Source organism: Terrabacter sp. Root181, assembly GCF_001428505.1.
Classification (GTDB): Bacteria; Actinomycetota; Actinomycetes; order Actinomycetales; family Dermatophilaceae; genus Terrabacter.
In genome coordinates this window covers 1,216,469-1,232,187 of record NZ_LMHU01000001.1, presented here as the reverse complement: position 1 = coordinate 1,232,187, position 15,719 = coordinate 1,216,469, and the positions used below count along the sequence as shown (strand labels likewise).

Annotated in this window: 15 protein-coding genes and 1 pseudogene; 2 read left to right on the top strand and 14 right to left on the bottom strand. The window is 71.1% G+C overall.

The genetic code is table 11. The features are described from left to right. The first annotated feature begins 88 nt into the window (after window positions 1–88). Entirely contained in the window at window positions 89–601 is a 513-nt protein-coding gene (locus ASD90_RS05795) for a DUF4282 domain-containing protein (RefSeq protein WP_056752767.1), read from the top strand. A gap of 127 nt (window positions 602–728) precedes the next feature. Here the strand turns inward: ASD90_RS05795 and ASD90_RS05790 are convergent, their stop codons facing one another. The 13 genes from ASD90_RS05790 to ASD90_RS05730 all read right to left on the bottom strand — a co-directional run bounded on the left by ASD90_RS05790 (window position 729) and on the right by ASD90_RS05730 (window position 13,993). Beyond that, window positions 729–1,739, bottom strand: a complete 1,011-nt coding sequence (locus ASD90_RS05790) for an agmatine/peptidylarginine deiminase (RefSeq protein WP_056752765.1) — start codon at window positions 1,737–1,739, stop codon at window positions 729–731. A gap of 65 nt (window positions 1,740–1,804) precedes the next feature. Further along, window positions 1,805–2,767 (bottom strand): nitrilase-related carbon-nitrogen hydrolase, encoded by a 963-nt coding sequence (locus ASD90_RS05785; protein ID WP_056752763.1) that lies wholly within the window; start codon window positions 2,765–2,767, stop codon window positions 1,805–1,807. A gap of 147 nt (window positions 2,768–2,914) precedes the next feature. After that, window positions 2,915–3,580, bottom strand: coding sequence for a hypothetical protein (locus ASD90_RS05780; RefSeq protein WP_157623007.1), 666 nt, complete (start codon window positions 3,578–3,580; stop codon window positions 2,915–2,917). After that, window positions 3,564–4,217 (bottom strand): hypothetical protein, encoded by a 654-nt coding sequence (locus tag ASD90_RS05775; protein WP_056752759.1) that lies wholly within the window; start codon window positions 4,215–4,217, stop codon window positions 3,564–3,566. The genes ASD90_RS05780 and ASD90_RS05775 overlap by 17 nt, the downstream gene beginning before the upstream one ends. Window positions 4,218–4,241: 24 nt before the next feature. Then, complete coding sequence (locus ASD90_RS05770; RefSeq protein ID WP_056752757.1) at window positions 4,242–5,540, bottom strand: MCE family protein; 1,299 nt, start codon at window positions 5,538–5,540, stop codon at window positions 4,242–4,244. Continuing rightward, window positions 5,537–6,790, bottom strand: coding sequence for an MCE family protein (locus ASD90_RS05765; RefSeq protein ID WP_056752756.1), 1,254 nt, complete (start codon window positions 6,788–6,790; stop codon window positions 5,537–5,539). The genes ASD90_RS05770 and ASD90_RS05765 overlap by 4 nt, the downstream gene beginning before the upstream one ends. Next, window positions 6,787–8,001, bottom strand: coding sequence for an MCE family protein (locus tag ASD90_RS05760; protein WP_056752753.1), 1,215 nt, complete (start codon window positions 7,999–8,001; stop codon window positions 6,787–6,789). The genes ASD90_RS05765 and ASD90_RS05760 overlap by 4 nt, the downstream gene beginning before the upstream one ends. Next, the gene (locus tag ASD90_RS05755) at window positions 8,001–9,032 is read right to left on the bottom strand and encodes an MCE family protein (protein ID WP_056752750.1); all 1,032 of its coding nucleotides are present in this window, start codon (window positions 9,030–9,032) and stop codon (window positions 8,001–8,003) included. Before ASD90_RS05755 ends, ASD90_RS05760 begins: the two co-directional genes overlap by 1 nt. Further along, entirely contained in the window at window positions 9,029–10,060 is a 1,032-nt protein-coding gene (locus tag ASD90_RS05750) for an MCE family protein (RefSeq protein WP_056752747.1), read from the bottom strand. The genes ASD90_RS05755 and ASD90_RS05750 overlap by 4 nt, the downstream gene beginning before the upstream one ends. Then, on the bottom strand, window positions 10,057–11,388 hold the full coding sequence (locus ASD90_RS05745; RefSeq protein ID WP_082588502.1) for an MCE family protein: 1,332 nt from the start codon (window positions 11,386–11,388) through the stop codon (window positions 10,057–10,059). The genes ASD90_RS05750 and ASD90_RS05745 overlap by 4 nt, the downstream gene beginning before the upstream one ends. Beyond that, window positions 11,385–12,242: an ABC transporter permease gene (locus tag ASD90_RS05740; RefSeq protein WP_056752743.1), complete on the bottom strand. Its 858-nt coding sequence runs from the start codon at window positions 12,240–12,242 to the stop codon at window positions 11,385–11,387. The genes ASD90_RS05745 and ASD90_RS05740 overlap by 4 nt, the downstream gene beginning before the upstream one ends. 10 nt (window positions 12,243–12,252) lie before the next feature. Then, window positions 12,253–13,023, bottom strand: a complete 771-nt coding sequence (locus ASD90_RS05735; RefSeq protein WP_056752740.1) for an ABC transporter permease — start codon at window positions 13,021–13,023, stop codon at window positions 12,253–12,255. A 1-nt stretch (window position 13,024) separates the two neighbouring features. Then, window positions 13,025–13,993, bottom strand: a complete 969-nt coding sequence (locus ASD90_RS05730; RefSeq protein ID WP_056752731.1) for an ABC transporter ATP-binding protein — start codon at window positions 13,991–13,993, stop codon at window positions 13,025–13,027. On the opposite strand from ASD90_RS05730, the pseudogene ASD90_RS24675 reads away from it, so the two are divergent. Further along, window positions 13,994–14,619: pseudogene (locus tag ASD90_RS24675) on the top strand (DUF4178 domain-containing protein). A gap of 3 nt (window positions 14,620–14,622) precedes the next feature. Here ASD90_RS24675 and ASD90_RS05715 read toward each other — a convergent pair. Further along, window positions 14,623–15,711 (bottom strand): hypothetical protein, encoded by a 1,089-nt coding sequence (locus ASD90_RS05715; RefSeq protein ID WP_056752723.1) that lies wholly within the window; start codon window positions 15,709–15,711, stop codon window positions 14,623–14,625. Window positions 15,712–15,719 lie beyond the last annotated feature (8 nt).

Genomic DNA, 15,719 nt, shown 5'->3' with positions numbered 1-15,719 from the left:
GGGTGCCGATCCGGGCCTCTGGACAGGGCCCCGCCCTAGCATGGAGCACGCCAGAGATCCGTTGACGTCTCCTTCCGAGAGGGAAGCCATGTCCGATCCGAACCCGCCCGAGCAACCGTCCTTCAACCAGCCCGCCGGCAGCGACCCGACGACGCCGATCCCGAGCGGCCAGCCCGCCTCGCCCGCGTCGCCCGTGCCGGCCGCCCCGGGCGCACCGGACGCACCGGTCGCCGGCAGCACCCCTCCCCCGCCGCCGCCCGTGGCGCCGACCGGTGGGTCGAGCGGCATGTCGAGCATCCCGGACCCCGCCAGGGAGGGCGCCGGCTTCTTCGCCGCGCTCTTCGACTTCAGCTTCACGAACTTCGTCACGCCGATCCTCGTGCGGTTCGTCTACCTGCTGGCGACCGTGGCGCTCGTCGCGAGCTGGCTCATCTTCGTGTTCGCCGGCTTCGCCAACAGCGTCGGGACCGGCCTCGCCGCGCTCATCCTCGGCCCGGTCTTCGTCATCATCTACCTCGCCGTCATCCGCATGACCCTCGAGTTCTACCTCTCGGTCGTGCGCATGAGCGAGGACATCCACAAGCGACTCCCGCAGGCCTGAGCCGCCGGGCCACCCGCGGCCCCTCCACGTCGAGTGGGCACTCTCCCCGGGGAGAGTGCCCACTCGACGTCCGGGGCGGTCCGGGGCGGTCCGGGGCCCTGGCGTGGTGGGACGGACCCGGTCGGTGTCAGAGGGCGGGCTGCTGCTGGGTGATGCAGTGGATGCCGCCACCACGGTCGAAGAGCGGGCGCGCGTCGACACCGACGACCCGCCGACCCGGGTACGCCTCGGCGAGCACCGCGAGCGACGCCTCGTCCTGCTCGTCCCTGAAGGTGCAGGCGATGACGCCGTCGTTGACGACGAAGTGGTTGAGGTAGGACCAGTCGACCGGGCCCTCGGCGTCGGCGAGGGTGCGCGGGGCCGGCACCCCGACGACCTCGAACCGCTCGCCACGCGCGTCACGGGCGTCCTCGAGGAGCTCGCGCAGGGCGCGTGAGACGGCGTGGTCGGGGTGCGAGGGATCCTGCTGCTCGTGGAGCAGCACGACCCCCGGCCTCGGGATCGTCGCCACGATGTCGACGTGGCCGCGGGTGCCGAACTCGTCGTAGTCGCGGGTCAGGCCTCGCGGGAGCCACACGCACGTCGTCGCCCCGATGGTGCGCGCGAGCTCCGCCTCGACGTCGCTGCGGGTCAGACCCGGGTTGCGGCCCGGGTCGAGCTGGACGGTCTCGGTGAGCAGCACCGTGCCCAGCCCGTCGACGTGGATGCCACCGCCCTCGTTGACGAGGGACGAGCCGATGACCTCGGCCCCGGACAGACCCGCGACGAAGCCGCCGACCCGGGCGTCGTGCTCCCACGTGGCCCACGCCTGCGCGCCCCAGCCGTTGAAGACCCAGTCGACCGCGCCGAGACGCGAGCCGTCGGCCGAACGGACGAAGGTCGGGCCGATGTCGCGCATCCACGCGTCGTCGAGCGCGGCCGGCACGAGCTCGACGTCGGGGTGCAGGTGCGCCCGCGCCACGTCGAGGTCGGCGGGCACGACGACCATCCGGACCGGCTCGAACTCGACGACCGCGTCGGCGACGGCCGCCCACGTGCGGCGCGCCGAGGCCACCTCCTCGGGAGTCTCGCCGAGGGTGTAGCCCTGGCTCGGCCAGGCCATCCACGTGCAGTCGTGCCGGGCGGTCTCGGACGGCATCAGCCAGCCTGGCTCACCCGCTCCCGCCGCGCCTCCCGCACCGCTCGGCGCCGGAACGGCATCGGTCACTGCTGCACCTCGCGACGGTGCTCGTCCCGCACGGGTGCGGTCAGGGCGGCATACGAGTCGGGCCGACGGGTCTCGAGGAAGGGGAAGAGCTCGAGCCAGTCGCGTCGCTGCGCGAGGTCGAGGTCGGCGACGAGGACGGCCGCCTCGTCGCGCGGGGCCTGGACGAGGACGCGACCGTAGGGGTCGGAGATGAACGAGCTGCCGTAGAAGGTGATGAGGCCCTCGGTGCCGAAGCGGTTGGGCACGACCATGAAGAGGCCGTTGGCGATGCCGTTGCCGACGATGACCTGCTGCCACAGCGGCTGCGTGTCGAAGTCGGGATGGTCGGGCTCGGACCCGATGGCCGTGGGGTAGCAGAGCACCTCGGCGCCGCCGAGCGAGTAGAGGCGCGCGACCTCGGGGAACCACTCGTCCCAGCAGGTCGGCAGGCCGAGCCTGAGCGCCGGGTCACCCAGTGCCACAACGGGATACGCGTCGTCGGGCGGTCCGGGGCGGAAGTACTTGTCCTCGTAGTAGCCGGCCGTGACGGGGATGTGGGTCTTGCGGGTCCGGGCCACGACCTCTCCGCTCGGGGCCACGACGACCGCGGTGTTGAAGCCGAGCCCGTCGCCTTCGTCGGCGCGCTCGTAGAGCGAGGCGTGGACGTGGATCCCGAAGTCGCGGGCGGCATCGCGGGCGAAGGTCACCGTCGGGCCGGACTCGAGATCCTCGGCGAGCGCCGACGGGGTGCCCGCTGGCAGCGTGTCGGCCGGGTAGCGCGACAGGGTCAGCTCGGGCAGGAAGACGATGGAGGCGCCGGCCTCGGCCGCCGTGCGGATGCCGTCACGGAGCGTCTCGAGGAGGGCAGCGGGGTCGTCGACCCACTCGTGCTGCACCACGCCGACCCGGACGGGCGCGGTGCCGGGCTGGTCGACGCGGGCGAGGGACTCTGGGACGCCATTGGCCTGGATGAGCTTCACAGCGTGCAGTATGCCGCAGGGCCCAGGGGTGGTCCGAGCCTCGGTCGCTGCACCAGTCCCCCGTGCGTCGTGCCGCGGGACATCGGTGGGCGCCTCGGTCCCGGACGACCTCGCGGGCGCCCGGGACCTTCCCCCTTCTTCCCCCTGTCAGAAGGCGGACAGCTCGCTGACGAGCCAGCGATCGCCCACCTTCCGCATGGTCGCGATGACCCGGTTCTGGTCGATCGCGGGAGCCTGCTGGGCCTTGGTGGTCGTGGCCTGGTTGACGAAGGCCATGACCCGCACGGTCGTCCCCTCGCCGCCGTCGCCGTCCGCGTCCATGACGCCGGCGTCGTAGACCTTGGCCTGCACGGTCGCGTCGTTCTTGACGGCCATCGGCTTGATGTCGGTGGCCGCGACCTTGGTGAACTGGTCCTTGAACGGGGACGTCAGCTGCGGGGTGACCTCGCCGACGTGCTTGTCGAAGGCGGAGCCGCTGTAGCTGAGCAGGCTCTCCAGGGTCGTCCGGGCCGATCCCACCGCGGCCGTGCGGTCGGTGTCGGAGACCGCGGGGCGCAGCGCGTACACGAGCGAGGCCGCGAGCAGGGCGAGCGCGAGCGTGACGCCGATGGCGGAGGCCCACAGGCCGGCCGAGCCGCGATCGCCGGCAGGGTCGTCGGCGGTCGGTGCGGGCCTGTCGTCGAGGACGAGGGTCGAGGTCGCGGGGGCGCCGGTGTCGGCGCCTGCGGACCGTCGCCGGGCGCCGGCCACGCGCTTGCGAGGACCCGCGGCGGGCGCGGCGAGGGGGCGGCGGGGATCAGCTGACGAAGTCAAGGGTGCTCACCTTCCAGGCGTCGCCGACCTTCACGAGGTCGAGCCGGAGCCGGTACGTCTTCTTCTCTGCCTTGGGTGTCGAGGCGTTGGACGTGGGGGCCACGACCCCGACGATGACCTTGGCCGAGTCGTCGTCGCCCGACACGAGCGAGGCCTCGGCCCGCTCGACCGTCGAGACCGTCTTGTTGGCGGTGACGACGGGCTCCAGCTGGGCCAGCGTGGAGGCGTACTCCTTCCGGAAGGCTCCCGTCGTCTCGTCGAGCACACGCTGGGTGTCGGCGTCGAACGAGGCGGCGTTCATCGTCACGAAGTTGACGGCGATCTGGCGCCCGGCGGCCAGGGCGGCGGCGCGGCTGTCGGCCTCCCGCTGCTGCTGCCAGGCCGAGCGGCCCAGGGTCGCCGTGACGGCGACGGCGACGAGCAGCAGGACGGCCGTGACAGTCCACAGCAGCCGGGGGGTGGGGCGCCACGTGCGGACACCCCTAAGGCCCGCACGTGGCGCGTCGGGGTGACCGGAGCCCACTGCGGCGTCAGTGGGGTCGTGAGTCTCGCGGGGTTCGCGCGGCTCGCGGTCGGCGGAGGTCTCGGGCGACCGCGAGGGCCGCTCGGTCTCCGAGCGGGTGGTGACCATCGTCATCGAGGGGTTTCCTTCCGTCACCGGCTAGCGGAGCGCCTCCTGCATCATCCAGAGCCAGCTCGTGCCGTTGTCGGTCCGTTCGTCGCCACCGGCCGGAGCGACCGGCGACTGGACTGACAACGAGGCAGGGCTGCCGGAGGTCACGGCCCGGTTGCCGAGAGCGACCGGTGTCGCCCCGAAGGACATGGGGTAGCTCTGCCCGCTCTGTCCCCTTCGGGTGGGTTTGGGCGCGTTCTGCGCTCCGCGGACGTTGAGCCCGGAGCCCCGCGACGCGGCGCAGTGGGCGTCGAGGTTCACGGGCGGCAGACCCGTGGTGCGGTGCGGGTCGACCTTCGTCGTGCCCTCGTAGCCGGCCTCGCAGGCCTTGGGGTCGTCGACATTGAGCACGAGACCGAAGTGGGCGGTGCCGTCGCCGGGCACGACGCTGAAGCCGCCCGTGACGACGTCGGGGTAGGTGACGAGGAGCTGCTCGATCCCGTCGAGACGGGCCGTGGTCACGTTGCCGATGGTGATGAAGTTGGCGAGGAGCGCCGCCAGGCTCTGCTTGTTCTCGGAGATGAGCGCGTCGAGCTGCTCGACGGCGACGGACCCTCGGTCGAGGACCACGCGTAGGTCGGGATTCGCCTCCCGAAGGGCGTCGGCGACGTTCGCGAAGCCGGACACGCTGGTGCGGATGTCGTCACCGCTCCTGACCTGCGTGTCGAGGACGATGCGGCCGTCATCGATGAGGCGCGTCGTCTCGGGGAGCGCCTCGGACGCAGCGGTGGTCAGGGCGTCACCGGAGTCGATGAGCCGCTGCAGGTCGGAGCCACCACCCTTGAACGCCTCGGCCAGCTCGTCGACGGTGGTGACGAGGGCGTCGCGCGGCACCGACGCGACGGTGTCGTCGACGTGCTGGAGCAGCTGGTCGATCCGGAGCGGGAAGGCGGTCCGGTCTCGCGGGATGACGTCGCCGGACGCCAGGTAGGGAGCGCGCGCGGTGCGCGGCTGGAGGTCGAGGTACTGCTCGCCCACCGCCGACCGGTTCTCGACGACGGCCTTCGTGTCCTTCGGGACCTCCGTGCCGCGGTCAAGCCTCGCGTCGACGACGACGCCGTCGCCGGACAGGCGCATCCCCTCGACCTTGCCGACGGTGACGCCGCGGTAGGTGACCTCGGCGCCGACGAAGATGCCGCCCGACTGGGCGAGGTCGGCGGACACGACGTAGCTGCCCCCGGCGAGCTTGTCGGTGAGCCCGACGTAGCTCGCCGAGAGGACCGCCACGAGCGTGATCGACAGGAGGGCGAAGGCGGCCAGCTGGAGCCGGACGGTGCGGGTGATCATCGAGAGCCTCCCGTGGGGAAGAGCGTGGACCACGACGCCGCGTCGGCCGAGCCGTCGGCGGAGCCGTCGCCCGCCGAACCGGAACGGCTCGAGCCGACCAGGCCACCGGGCAGCGTCGTCGGCAGGGGCACGCCGGGCACCGACGGCACGGTGACGCTCGGGAGCGGGACCGAGGGCACGGGCACCGACGGCAACGGCACCGACGGCAGCGGCGCCCCCGGGATGTCCGGCAGGGCCGGGAGCCTGCCGACGCCGAGGTTGCCGGCGATGGTGTCGAGGTTGGTGTCGAGGGTCGCCCAGAGGTTGGTGAAGTCGCCCTTGATGGTGTTCTGGGCGTTGTTGGGGAAGGGGTAAGTCAGCAGCAGCTGGTAGCTCTTGGGCAGGTCGTCACCGGCCTTGTTGAGCTGCCGCAGGATCGGGCTGACCGCCCTGAGATTGGCCTCGAGGTCGGCCCGCGAACCGCGGATGACCCGGGTGCCGACCTCGCCGAGGTCACGCAGGGCCGTGAGCATCGCCGTCAGCTGTCGGCGCTGGTCGGCGAGGATCGTCAGCCCCTTGGGCAGCTCGTCGAGCGCTGCGGCGATCTTGGCCTGGTTCTTCGCCAGCGTCGACGAGAGCCGGTCGATGCTGTCGATGGCCCGCACGATCTCGCCCTTCTGGGCGTCGAGTCCGCCGACGAAGGTGTTCAGCTGCGTGACCAGGTCCTTGACGTCGCCGGTGCGGCCGCGGAGCGCGTTGTTGAGCTCGGCCTCGATGGTCTTCAGCTGGGCGACACCACCACCGTTGAGCAGCAGCGACATCGCGCCGAGGACCTCCTCGACCTCGGGATTGCGGCTCGTGCGCGACAGCGGGATGCGGTCGCCCTGTCCGAGGCGGCCCTGCGACGGCACGTCGGTCGGGGCGGCGATCGCGACGTACTTCTCGCCCAGGAGCGAGGTCTGCTTGAGCTCGGCCGTCGCGTTGTCGGGCAGCACGACGGTGCCGGGCAGCCGCAGCCGGACCGTCGCGGTCCAGCCCGTCACCTGGATGTCCTCGACGGTCCCGACGGTGACCTGGTTGACCTTGACCGACGACTGGGGCACGAGGTCGAGCACGTCGGCGAACTCGGCAGTGACGGTGTAGGAGTCGTCGCCGGTGCCGGCGCCGCCCGGGAGCGGCAGGTCGTAGGCGCTGCAGCCCCCGAGAGCGAGGCAGGCCAGCACGACGACGGCGGACCCACGTCGGGAACGGGAGCGGACGGCATACGTCATCGGGAGCCTCCGAGCAGTCCACCGAGAGTGGGGTCGGCGCCCCGCAGGTTGACGAGGCCACTCGACTGCGGAGTGCCCTGCACCGCAGCGCCGCTCGGCAGCGAGGGCAGGGTGGGCAGCTGGGGCAGCAGCGCCTTCTTCAGGGAGTCGCACAGCCTGGTGTTCCCCGTCTTCGTCGGGCCGGTGAGGATCGAGCAGACGAGGAGCAACGGGTCGTCGAGACCCTTCGCGTTGTTGCGGGTGTCGAGCGTGCCGGTCTGCGGGTGGTAGGCGTTCTGGAGGTTCGACAGGGCGACCGGCGCGTTCTCGAGGAGCTGGGCGAGGGCCTGACGGTTCTTCGCGAAGGCGTTGGTCACGGTGACCGCGCGGTCGAGGTCGCTCTTGAGCAGCGCTCGGTTGTCGGAGACGAAGCCCGACACCTCGTCGACCGCGACCCCGAGGCTCTCGAGGGTCGCCTTGAGGTTCTCGCGCTCCTCGCTCAGCTGGGTCGCGACCGTCGCCAGGTCGGCGTTGAGCCGGCGCACCTGCGTGTTGTTCGTCGCGAGCATCGAGGTGAAGGACTGGAGGTTCTTCACGGTGCCGAAGAGGTCGTCGCGGCTGCCGGACAGGGTCGACAGCGCGGTCGACAGGTCGTGCACCGTGCCGTTGATCGTGTCGCCGTTGCCGTCGAGGTTGGCCGCCGACGTGCGCAGCAGCTCGTTGAGCGCGCCGTCCTTGTTGGCGCCGTCGGGACCGAGCGCGACCATGAGGTCATCGAGGCTCTGGGACACGCGGTCCAGCTCGACGGGAACTGCCGTGCGCTCCAAAGGGATTCGCGTGCCGGCCGTCAGTGCGGGGCCGGCCTCGTAGACGGGCAGCAGCTGGACGTAGCGGTCGGAGACCAGCGAGGGCGCGACGATGGCGGCCTTGGCCGAGACCGGAACGCGGTACGTGTCGTCGTAGCTGAAGGTGACGTGCACGTGGTCGCCCTCCGGCGTCACGGTGTCGACCTGGCCGATCTTGACCCCGAGGATGCGCACGTCCGAGCCCGGGTAGAGACCGACCGCACGGGTGAAGTCGGCGCTCACCGACGTCTGGGCCCGGCGGGGCCAGAACACGACGCCGGCCGCGACCAGGGCGACGACGACGAGACCGGTGACCACCTTGCCGAGGACGGTCGCGGGGCCGTGGAGCCGGCCGAACGGCAGACGGGAACCCTGGGGCGCAGTCATCAGCGGCCACCTCCGGAGGTGCCGGGGAGAAGCAGGTCGGGCAGCTGCGTGCCCGGCAGCGCGAGGCCCGGCGTGCCGACGGGCACGACGAGGTTGGAGACCCACGTGTCGAACCATCGTCCCGTGCCGAGCGTGTTGGCGTAGACCCGCGTGAAGGGGGCCATCGCCCGGATCGTCTTCTGCAGGTCGGTGTCGTGCTTCTGGAGCATCGCGAGCGTCCTGTCGAGCTCGGCGAGCGCCGGCTTGAGCTGGCCCCGGTTGTCGCGGGCGAGACCCGTCAGCTGCTTGGCGAGCGCCGAGGTGTTGCGGAAGAGCGTGCGGATGTCGTCGCGACGCTTGACGAGCTCGACCATGAGCAGGTCGGCGTCCCTGATGAGCGTGCTGACCTGCTGGTTGCGGCTGCGGACGAGGCCGGAGACGCTGTTGGCCCGCTGGAGCAGCGAGCCCAGCTCGGCGTCGCGGCCGGCCACCGTGCGCGAGAGGCGGGAGAGCCCGTCGAGGGTGGCCTTGACGTACTGCGGGCTGTCCTTGAACTCCGTCGCGATGACCGTGAGGGACTTCGCCAGCTGGTCGGTGTCGATGCGCTCGGTCGTCGTCGTGAGGTCCTGGAAGGCGTTGATGACGTCGTAGGAGCTGACGGTGCGCGCGACGGGGATCTGCGCGTCGGCCTCGAGCTGGCCCTGGCCCTTCGGGTCGAGCGCGACGTACTTCTCGCCGAGGATCGTCTTCATCCGGATCGACGCACCGGTCTGCCGGCCGAAGCTCGCGTCCTCGGTGATGGTGAAGTCGACACGGACGTGGCCGCCCTCGAGGTCGACGCCCGTCACCTTGCCGACCTTGACGCCGGCGATGCGGACGTCGTCGTCGGGCTTGATGCCCCCGGCCTCCGAGAAGGCCGCGCTGTATGCCGTCCCGCCGCCGATGAGCGGAAGGCTAGAGGCGTTGAACGCCAGGTAGAGCACGACGGCGATGGCGAGCAGGCCGATGGCACCGATCGGGACCGGGTTGCGCTCTCGGAAGGGGATGCTCATGACTCGCACCTCGCTGACGAGACCTCGTAGGTGGGGCTCACGCCGGGCAGGATCGGGCTCTTCGTGTCGAACTTGCAGAGGTAGAAGTTGAACCACGACCCATAGGTCGCCGTGCGCGTCAGCGTGGCGATGCGCCTCGGCGCGCCGGTGATGAAGTCCTCGAACTCCTTGACGTTGGCCGGCTTGTTGAGCGTCGTGGCCAGCGTGCGCAGCTGGGAGACGTCGTCCTTGATGAGCGGGCGCGTCGAGACGAGCAGGTCGGCGGTCTCGGCCGAGAGGGTGTTGATCCCGGACAGCGAGCGGCCGATCGTCTCGCGGTCGGCCGCGAGCCCGCTGGTGAAGCGCTGGAGCTGGTCGATGAGCGAGAGCAGCTGCTGGTCGTGGGCGTCGACGGTGCCGAGGACGGTGTTGAGGTTGTCGATGGTGCGGCCGATGACGGCGTCGCGGTCGGCGATGGCCGACGTGAGGCCGGCCGTCCTGGCGAGCAGGGAGTTGACGTCGCCACCCTCCCCCTGCAGCGTCTGGATGAGCAGGCCCGACAGCTCGTTGACGTCGCTCGGCGACAGTGCGGCGAAGAGCGGCTTGAAGCCGTTGAAGAGGACTGTGAGGTCGAGGGCCGGGTGAGTGCGCGAGAGCGGGATCGTCGAGCCGTCGGCAAGTGGCGCGGGGGCGCCGGCGCCCTGGCTCAGCGCGAGGTAGCGCTGGCCCACGAGGTTGCGGTACTTCACCGTCACCTCGGTGCCCCGCGTCAGCACGGAGCTCTTGAGCACCGAGAAGTCGATCTCGGCGGTGGCGCCCTCGGACGTCGCGTCGTGGGCGACCCGGACGTCGGTCACCTCGCCCACCCGGACCCCGGCGATGCGGACGTCCTGCCCGGCGATGACGCCCGTCGCGTCGGTGACGACGGCCGTGTAGGTCGCCTTGGAGCCGAGCTGGATGTTGGCGATCGTCAGCGCGAGGATGCTCGTCGCGAAGAGCGTCACCGCCGCGAAGACGATGAGCTTCATGAGCGAGCCCTTGACCTTCATCGGGTGCTCACCACCGTGCCGCGCATCATCGGTCCCGCGAGCAGGGTCTGGATGCTGCTCGCTCCCCCGTCGGACGACTGGCCGTCACGGGCGAGGAGGGCCGCGACGACGCGCTGCTCGTCGGTCGTGCCGGCGCTGCCGGAGTCAGCGGCGGGGGCCTTGCCGAGCAGCGCCTCGGGCACGGCCGAGAAGGGCGTCGCTTCGCTCGCCGGCTGGGTGCCGTCGTCGAAGTGGTTGCCGGGGAAGGGGTTCGACTGCGACCCGTCGGGCGAGGGCAGGCCGTAGCAGTGCGGGCCGCGCGTGTCGTCCCAGCGCGGCTCCTCCCCCGGCCGGTACGGCTGACGGGGGGCCACGACCTCGAGCGTGATGTGGAAGGTGCCGCCCGCGAAGGCCGCGTTGGCGCGCGGGAGCCAGTTGACCAGGCCCGAGGCCACGCACGGGTAGATCGGGGAGTACTCGGCGAGCAGCTGGAGGGTTGGCTTGCTGACCTGGCCGACCTGGATGATGCGCTGCTCGTTGTCGCGCAGGAAGCCGGCCGCCTCGTTGGCGAAGCCCGCGGTGCCGACGAGGAAGGCCGCGAGCTGCTGGTCCTTCTCGACGATCGTCCTGTTCGGGACGCGCAGCGACTCGGTCAGGCGGAAGAAGTCGGGCGCGACTCCGGCATAGAGGTCTGCGGTGTCGGCCAGCAGGGAGATGTCGTGTCGGATCGTCGGCATGCTGGGGTTGAGCGCCTCGAGGTAGCGGTCGACGAGCACGAGGTTGCGACCGATCTGGTCGCCGCGGCCGTCGAGCGTCGTCGACAGCGCGTTGAGGGTGGTCGCGAGCTTGCCCGGCTGCACGGTGCGCAGGAGCGGGTAGAGGTTGTCGAGGACCGTCTCGAGCTCGATGGACACGGTGCTGCGGTCCTGCGGGATGGTGTCGCCCGCCTGGATCGGGCGCGCGTTCGAGGTGGCCGTGACGAGGTCGACGTAGCGCTCGCCGAAGAGGGTCTTGGGCAGCAGCCGGGCGCTGACGTTCGACGGGATCCCGGCGACCTCGTCGGGCTGGAGCGCCAGCTCGAGACGGGCTCCCGTCGGGGTCGCCTCGACGTGGCGCACCTCGCCGACGAGCAGGCCGCGCAGCTTGACGTCGGAGCTCTCCTGCAGCTGGCTGCCGAGGCGGTCGGTCTCGAGGGTGACCATGACGACGGGCGTGAAGCGCTTCTGGAAGGACGCGACGGCGAGGCCCACGAGCAGCGCCAGCACGAGGAGGAAGACGATGCCGTAGGCCTTGACGCCGATGCGCCACCGCGTCAGCTGGGTGAGCGGGCCGGGGCTGGTGTCGCTCATCCGGCGATCCTCACGCTCGTCGTGGCGCCCCAGATGGCGAGGGACAGGAAGAAGTCGACGATGTTGATGGCCACGATCGACGTGCGCACCGCGGTGCCGACGGCGACGCCGACACCGGCGGGGCCGCCCGACGCCGTGTAGCCGTAGTAGCAGTGGATGAGGATGATGACGACGGCGAAGACCATGACCTTCGCGAACGACCAGAACACGTCACCCGGTGGCAGGAACAGGTGGAAGTAGTGGTCGTAGGTGCCCTCCGACTGACCGAAGTACGCCGTCGAGATGAAGCGCGTGGCGGCATACGAGCTGAGCAGGCCCAGGACGTAGAGCGGGATGACGGCGATGAAGCCGGCGATCATGCGCGTCGTCACGAGGAACGGCAGCGACGGGATGCCCATGACCTCGAGAGCGTCGACCTCCTCCGAGATGCGCATCGCGCCGAGCTGGGCGGTGAAGCCGCAGCCGACCGTGGCCGCGAGCGCCAGTCCCGCGACGAGCGGGGCGATCTCGCGGGTGTTGAGGTAGGCCGAGAAGAAGCCCGTGAAGGCTCCGGTGCCCAGCTGCTCGAGCGAGGAGTAGCCCTGCAGGCCGACCTCGGTGCCGGTGAAGAAGGCGAGGAAGGCGATGACACCCACCGTGCCGCCGATGACGGAGAGCGCACCGGTGCCGAGGGAGACCTCCGCCAGCAGGCGGATGATCTCCTTCTTGTAGCGGCGGATCGTGCGCCCGCTCCACGCCAGGGAGCGCACGTAGAAGCGCATCTGCTCGCCGAGCGAGTCGAGCGCGCGGGAGGGCCGGCTCGCGAGGTGGAGCAGCCGCTCCGTGCTCGGTCGGGTCTGGGTCTTCGTCGCCATCGCCCTCTCCTCAGATCTTCTGCGGGACGACTTGGAAGTACACGGCCGTGATGACGAAGTTGACGACGAACAGGAGCATGAAGGTGATGACGACGCTCTGGTTCACCGCGTCGCCGACGCCCTTCGGACCACCGCCGGCGTTGAGCCCCTTGTACGCCGCCACGACCGCCGCGATGGCCCCGAAGATCAGGGCCTTGATCTCTGCGGTCCAGAGGTCGGGCAGCTGGGCCAGGGCCGTGAAGCTCGCGATGTATGCGCCCGGCGTGCCGCCCTGGACGATGACGTTGAAGACGTAGCCGCCGACGACGCCGACGACCGACACGAGCCCGTTGAGCAGCACCGCGACGAGCATCGAGGCGAGCACACGGGGCACGACGAGGCGCTGGATCGGGCTGATGCCGAGCACCTCCATGGCGTCGATCTCCTCACGGATCTTGCGCGAGCCGAGGTCGGCGCAGATGGCCGAACCCCCCGCGCCGGCGATGAGGAGCGCTGTGACGATCGGGCTGGCCTCGCGCAGGACGGCCAGGACGCTGGCGGCGCCCGTGTAGGACTGGGCGCCCAGCTGGCGCGTCAAGGTGCCGAGCTGGAGGGCGATGACCGCGCCGAACGGGATGGAGACGAGAGCCGTCGGCAGGATCGTGACGCTCGCGATGAACCACGCCTGCTGGATGAACTCCTTGACCTGGAACGGTCGCTTGGGCAGGGCCCGGAACACGTCGAGCGCCAGCGCGAAGAGCGAACCGGACTGGCGCAGGGCGCCGGTGAGGGGTGCGGCCACGTCAGCTCACCTCCACCCGGACACCGGGGATGCCCGCGTTGCGTGACTCGAACGAGCCCGGAGGCGGGGTGACGCCGTTGTCGCGGCACCAGCCCCCGGCGGGGCGCTCGGCGCGACGGGGCTTGCCGTCGCTCGTCGGCAGCTGGAGGGCGATCGGCGGCAGGGGCGGCAGCTCCTGGCCCGACTCGGCGGCGAGCTCGTCGGCGTCCTTCTCCTCGGACATGCCGATCGGACCGATCGTCTGGGCGTTGAGGAACTGCCGCACGACCGGCTCCTCCGAGCTGAGCAGCATCTCGCGCGGCCCGAACATCGCCAGGTGCTTGTGGTAGAGCAGGCCGATGTTGTCCGGCACCGTGCGGGCCGTGTTGATGTCGTGGGTGACGATGAGGAACGTCGCGTCGATCTGCGCGTTGAGGTCGACGAAGAGCTGGTTGATGTAGCTCGTGCGCACCGGGTCGAGGCCCGAGTCCGGCTCGTCGATGAGCAGGATCTCGGGGTCGAGCACGAGGGCCCGCGCCAGCCCGGCCCGCTTGCGCATGCCACCTGAGATCTCTCCCGGGAGCTTGCCCTCGGCGCCGGAGAGCCCGACGAGATCCATCTTCTCGGTGACGATGCGCCGGATCTCCGCCTCGGTCTTCTTCGTGTGCTCGCGCAGCGGGAAGGCGACGTTGTCGTAGAGCGTCATCGAGCCGAAGAGGGCGCCGTCCTGGAAGAGGACGCCGAAGAGCTTGCGCACCTCGTAGAGGTCGGCCTCACGCAGGCGCGTCAGGTCACGTCCGTTGATGACGATCGACCCGGCGTCGGGTTTGAGCAGCCCGACGAGTGTCTTGAGGAAGACGGACTTGCCGGTGCCCGAGGGCCCGAGCATGACCGAGATCTCCCCCGCGGGAAGCGTGAGGGTCACGTCCCGCCAGATCGTCTGCGAACCGAAGGTCTTGGTCAGACCTGTGACCGCGATCTCCACACCCATGTGGCATCCACCTATGTCTTCCTGGCCGTCTCGACTCGGCTACGGGGGAAACGAGGGCGCCGGGCGGAAGTTACGCGCGAGTCGGGTTCTCCCGGCAGGGAGGGTCCGGCGCGGCTAGCCTGTGCGAGACCTGTGGAGCCAGGAGGATGCGTGCGAGCAGAGCTGCGGCCGTCACAGGTCGCACCGGGGGCGCTGCTCGAGGTCGAGGGCAGCACGTACCGTGTCGTCGGGACCGTCCGGTTCGACCTCGCCGGCACCCGGTGGGGCGAGCACTGCATCACCTCGTCCGGCCCGCGGGAGTGGCTCTCGCTGCAGCCGCGCGGCGCCGAGTGCGTCATCCACTGGCAGACCCGGCACGACCTCTTCGGCGACCCCGACCGGGCGGGATGAGTCTCGACGGCCGCGACTGGTCGCTCCTCGCGGCGGGGTCCCTCACCTACACCGCCGAGGGCGACACGGGTCTGGGCCTCCAGGGCACGTGCGAGTTCGTCGAGTTCGTCGCGGTGGACACCGACGACGCCGTGCTCGTCTACGAGAGCTTCGACGGCGGCATGTGGGAGATCAGCGTCGGCCGCCTGGCCGACCCGGCGCGGGTACGCAGCTACCGCGAGGTCTCCGGCGACTGACCGTCAGTCGTGCGTGGCCGTGACCTCGTGGCTGACGGCATCCCCGTCGACGCGCACGGTGACGGCGGCGACCCGGTCGGCCCCGTCGAGCCGGGCGAGGCGGCCGAGCACCTCGGCGAGGCGGCCGAACGTGTCCGGGCTGGGCACCGGCGCCTGTCCGTCGGCGTTGCCCGACAGGCCGGTCAGGCGGTGGTCCGTGTCGAGGGTCAGGGCGGCGGTCATCCGCTGGACGGGCGCCCCCCGCTGCTCCTCGATGCCGCGGCGCAGCGTCGTCGCCAGCTCGTCGAGCACCTCCGAGGGCGTATGCCGGCCGCCCGAGTCGTCATCGGACGTGACCGGCTCTTTGGGCTCGGTCGCCGCCGCGACCGTTGCCTGGGTGGTCTGCTCGGTGGCGGCCTCGGCGGCGGCCTCCTCGCGGGCGGGCTCGGTGGCGGCCCTCGGGGCGTGGCCCTCGCTGAGGAAGCCGATCGCGGCGAACTCGATCTTGGCGAAGTCGACCTCGGCGTCGCGGGCCAGCGAGTTGTCGATGACGTAGGCGAGGTTGACGGCGAGGTCGGTCATGCCCGGGTGCAGCTGCTGGCCGACGAAGCGGGCACACAGCAGCAGTGCGTGCACGCGGACCATGGTGCGGCCCTTGCGGTCCTGCACCTGCTGCTCGGCCTCGACACGACGCAGGTCGAAGCCCTCGCGGGGGTAGAAGTGCAGCGGGCGCTCGAGGACGAGGAGCGAGTAGTCGGGACGGTCTGCCCCCGGCATGAGCCGATACAGCTCGCCGTTGAGCGGCAGCTGCCACTCGAGCTCGGCCGGCGCCGTGTCGAAGCGCGTCACGCACACGAGCGGTCCGTAGCGCCCCGACGGGCTCGACGCGTCCGTCGTCGGCGCAGAGGGTGACGTCGACGTCGGAGCGGCCAGCGGGGTCGATGGTGCCGGTGCGGCGGCCGGTCCGGGTGCCACGGTGGGCACGTCGGTGTCCGCGGTGGGCACGTCGGTGTCCGCGGTGGGCGCGCCGGTGTCCACGGGCTCCACGTGCTCGGCGCCGGTGTCCGGAGCGTCGTCAGCAGCGGGCCTGAAGGTGCGCGACAGCCATCCCATGCGGGCAA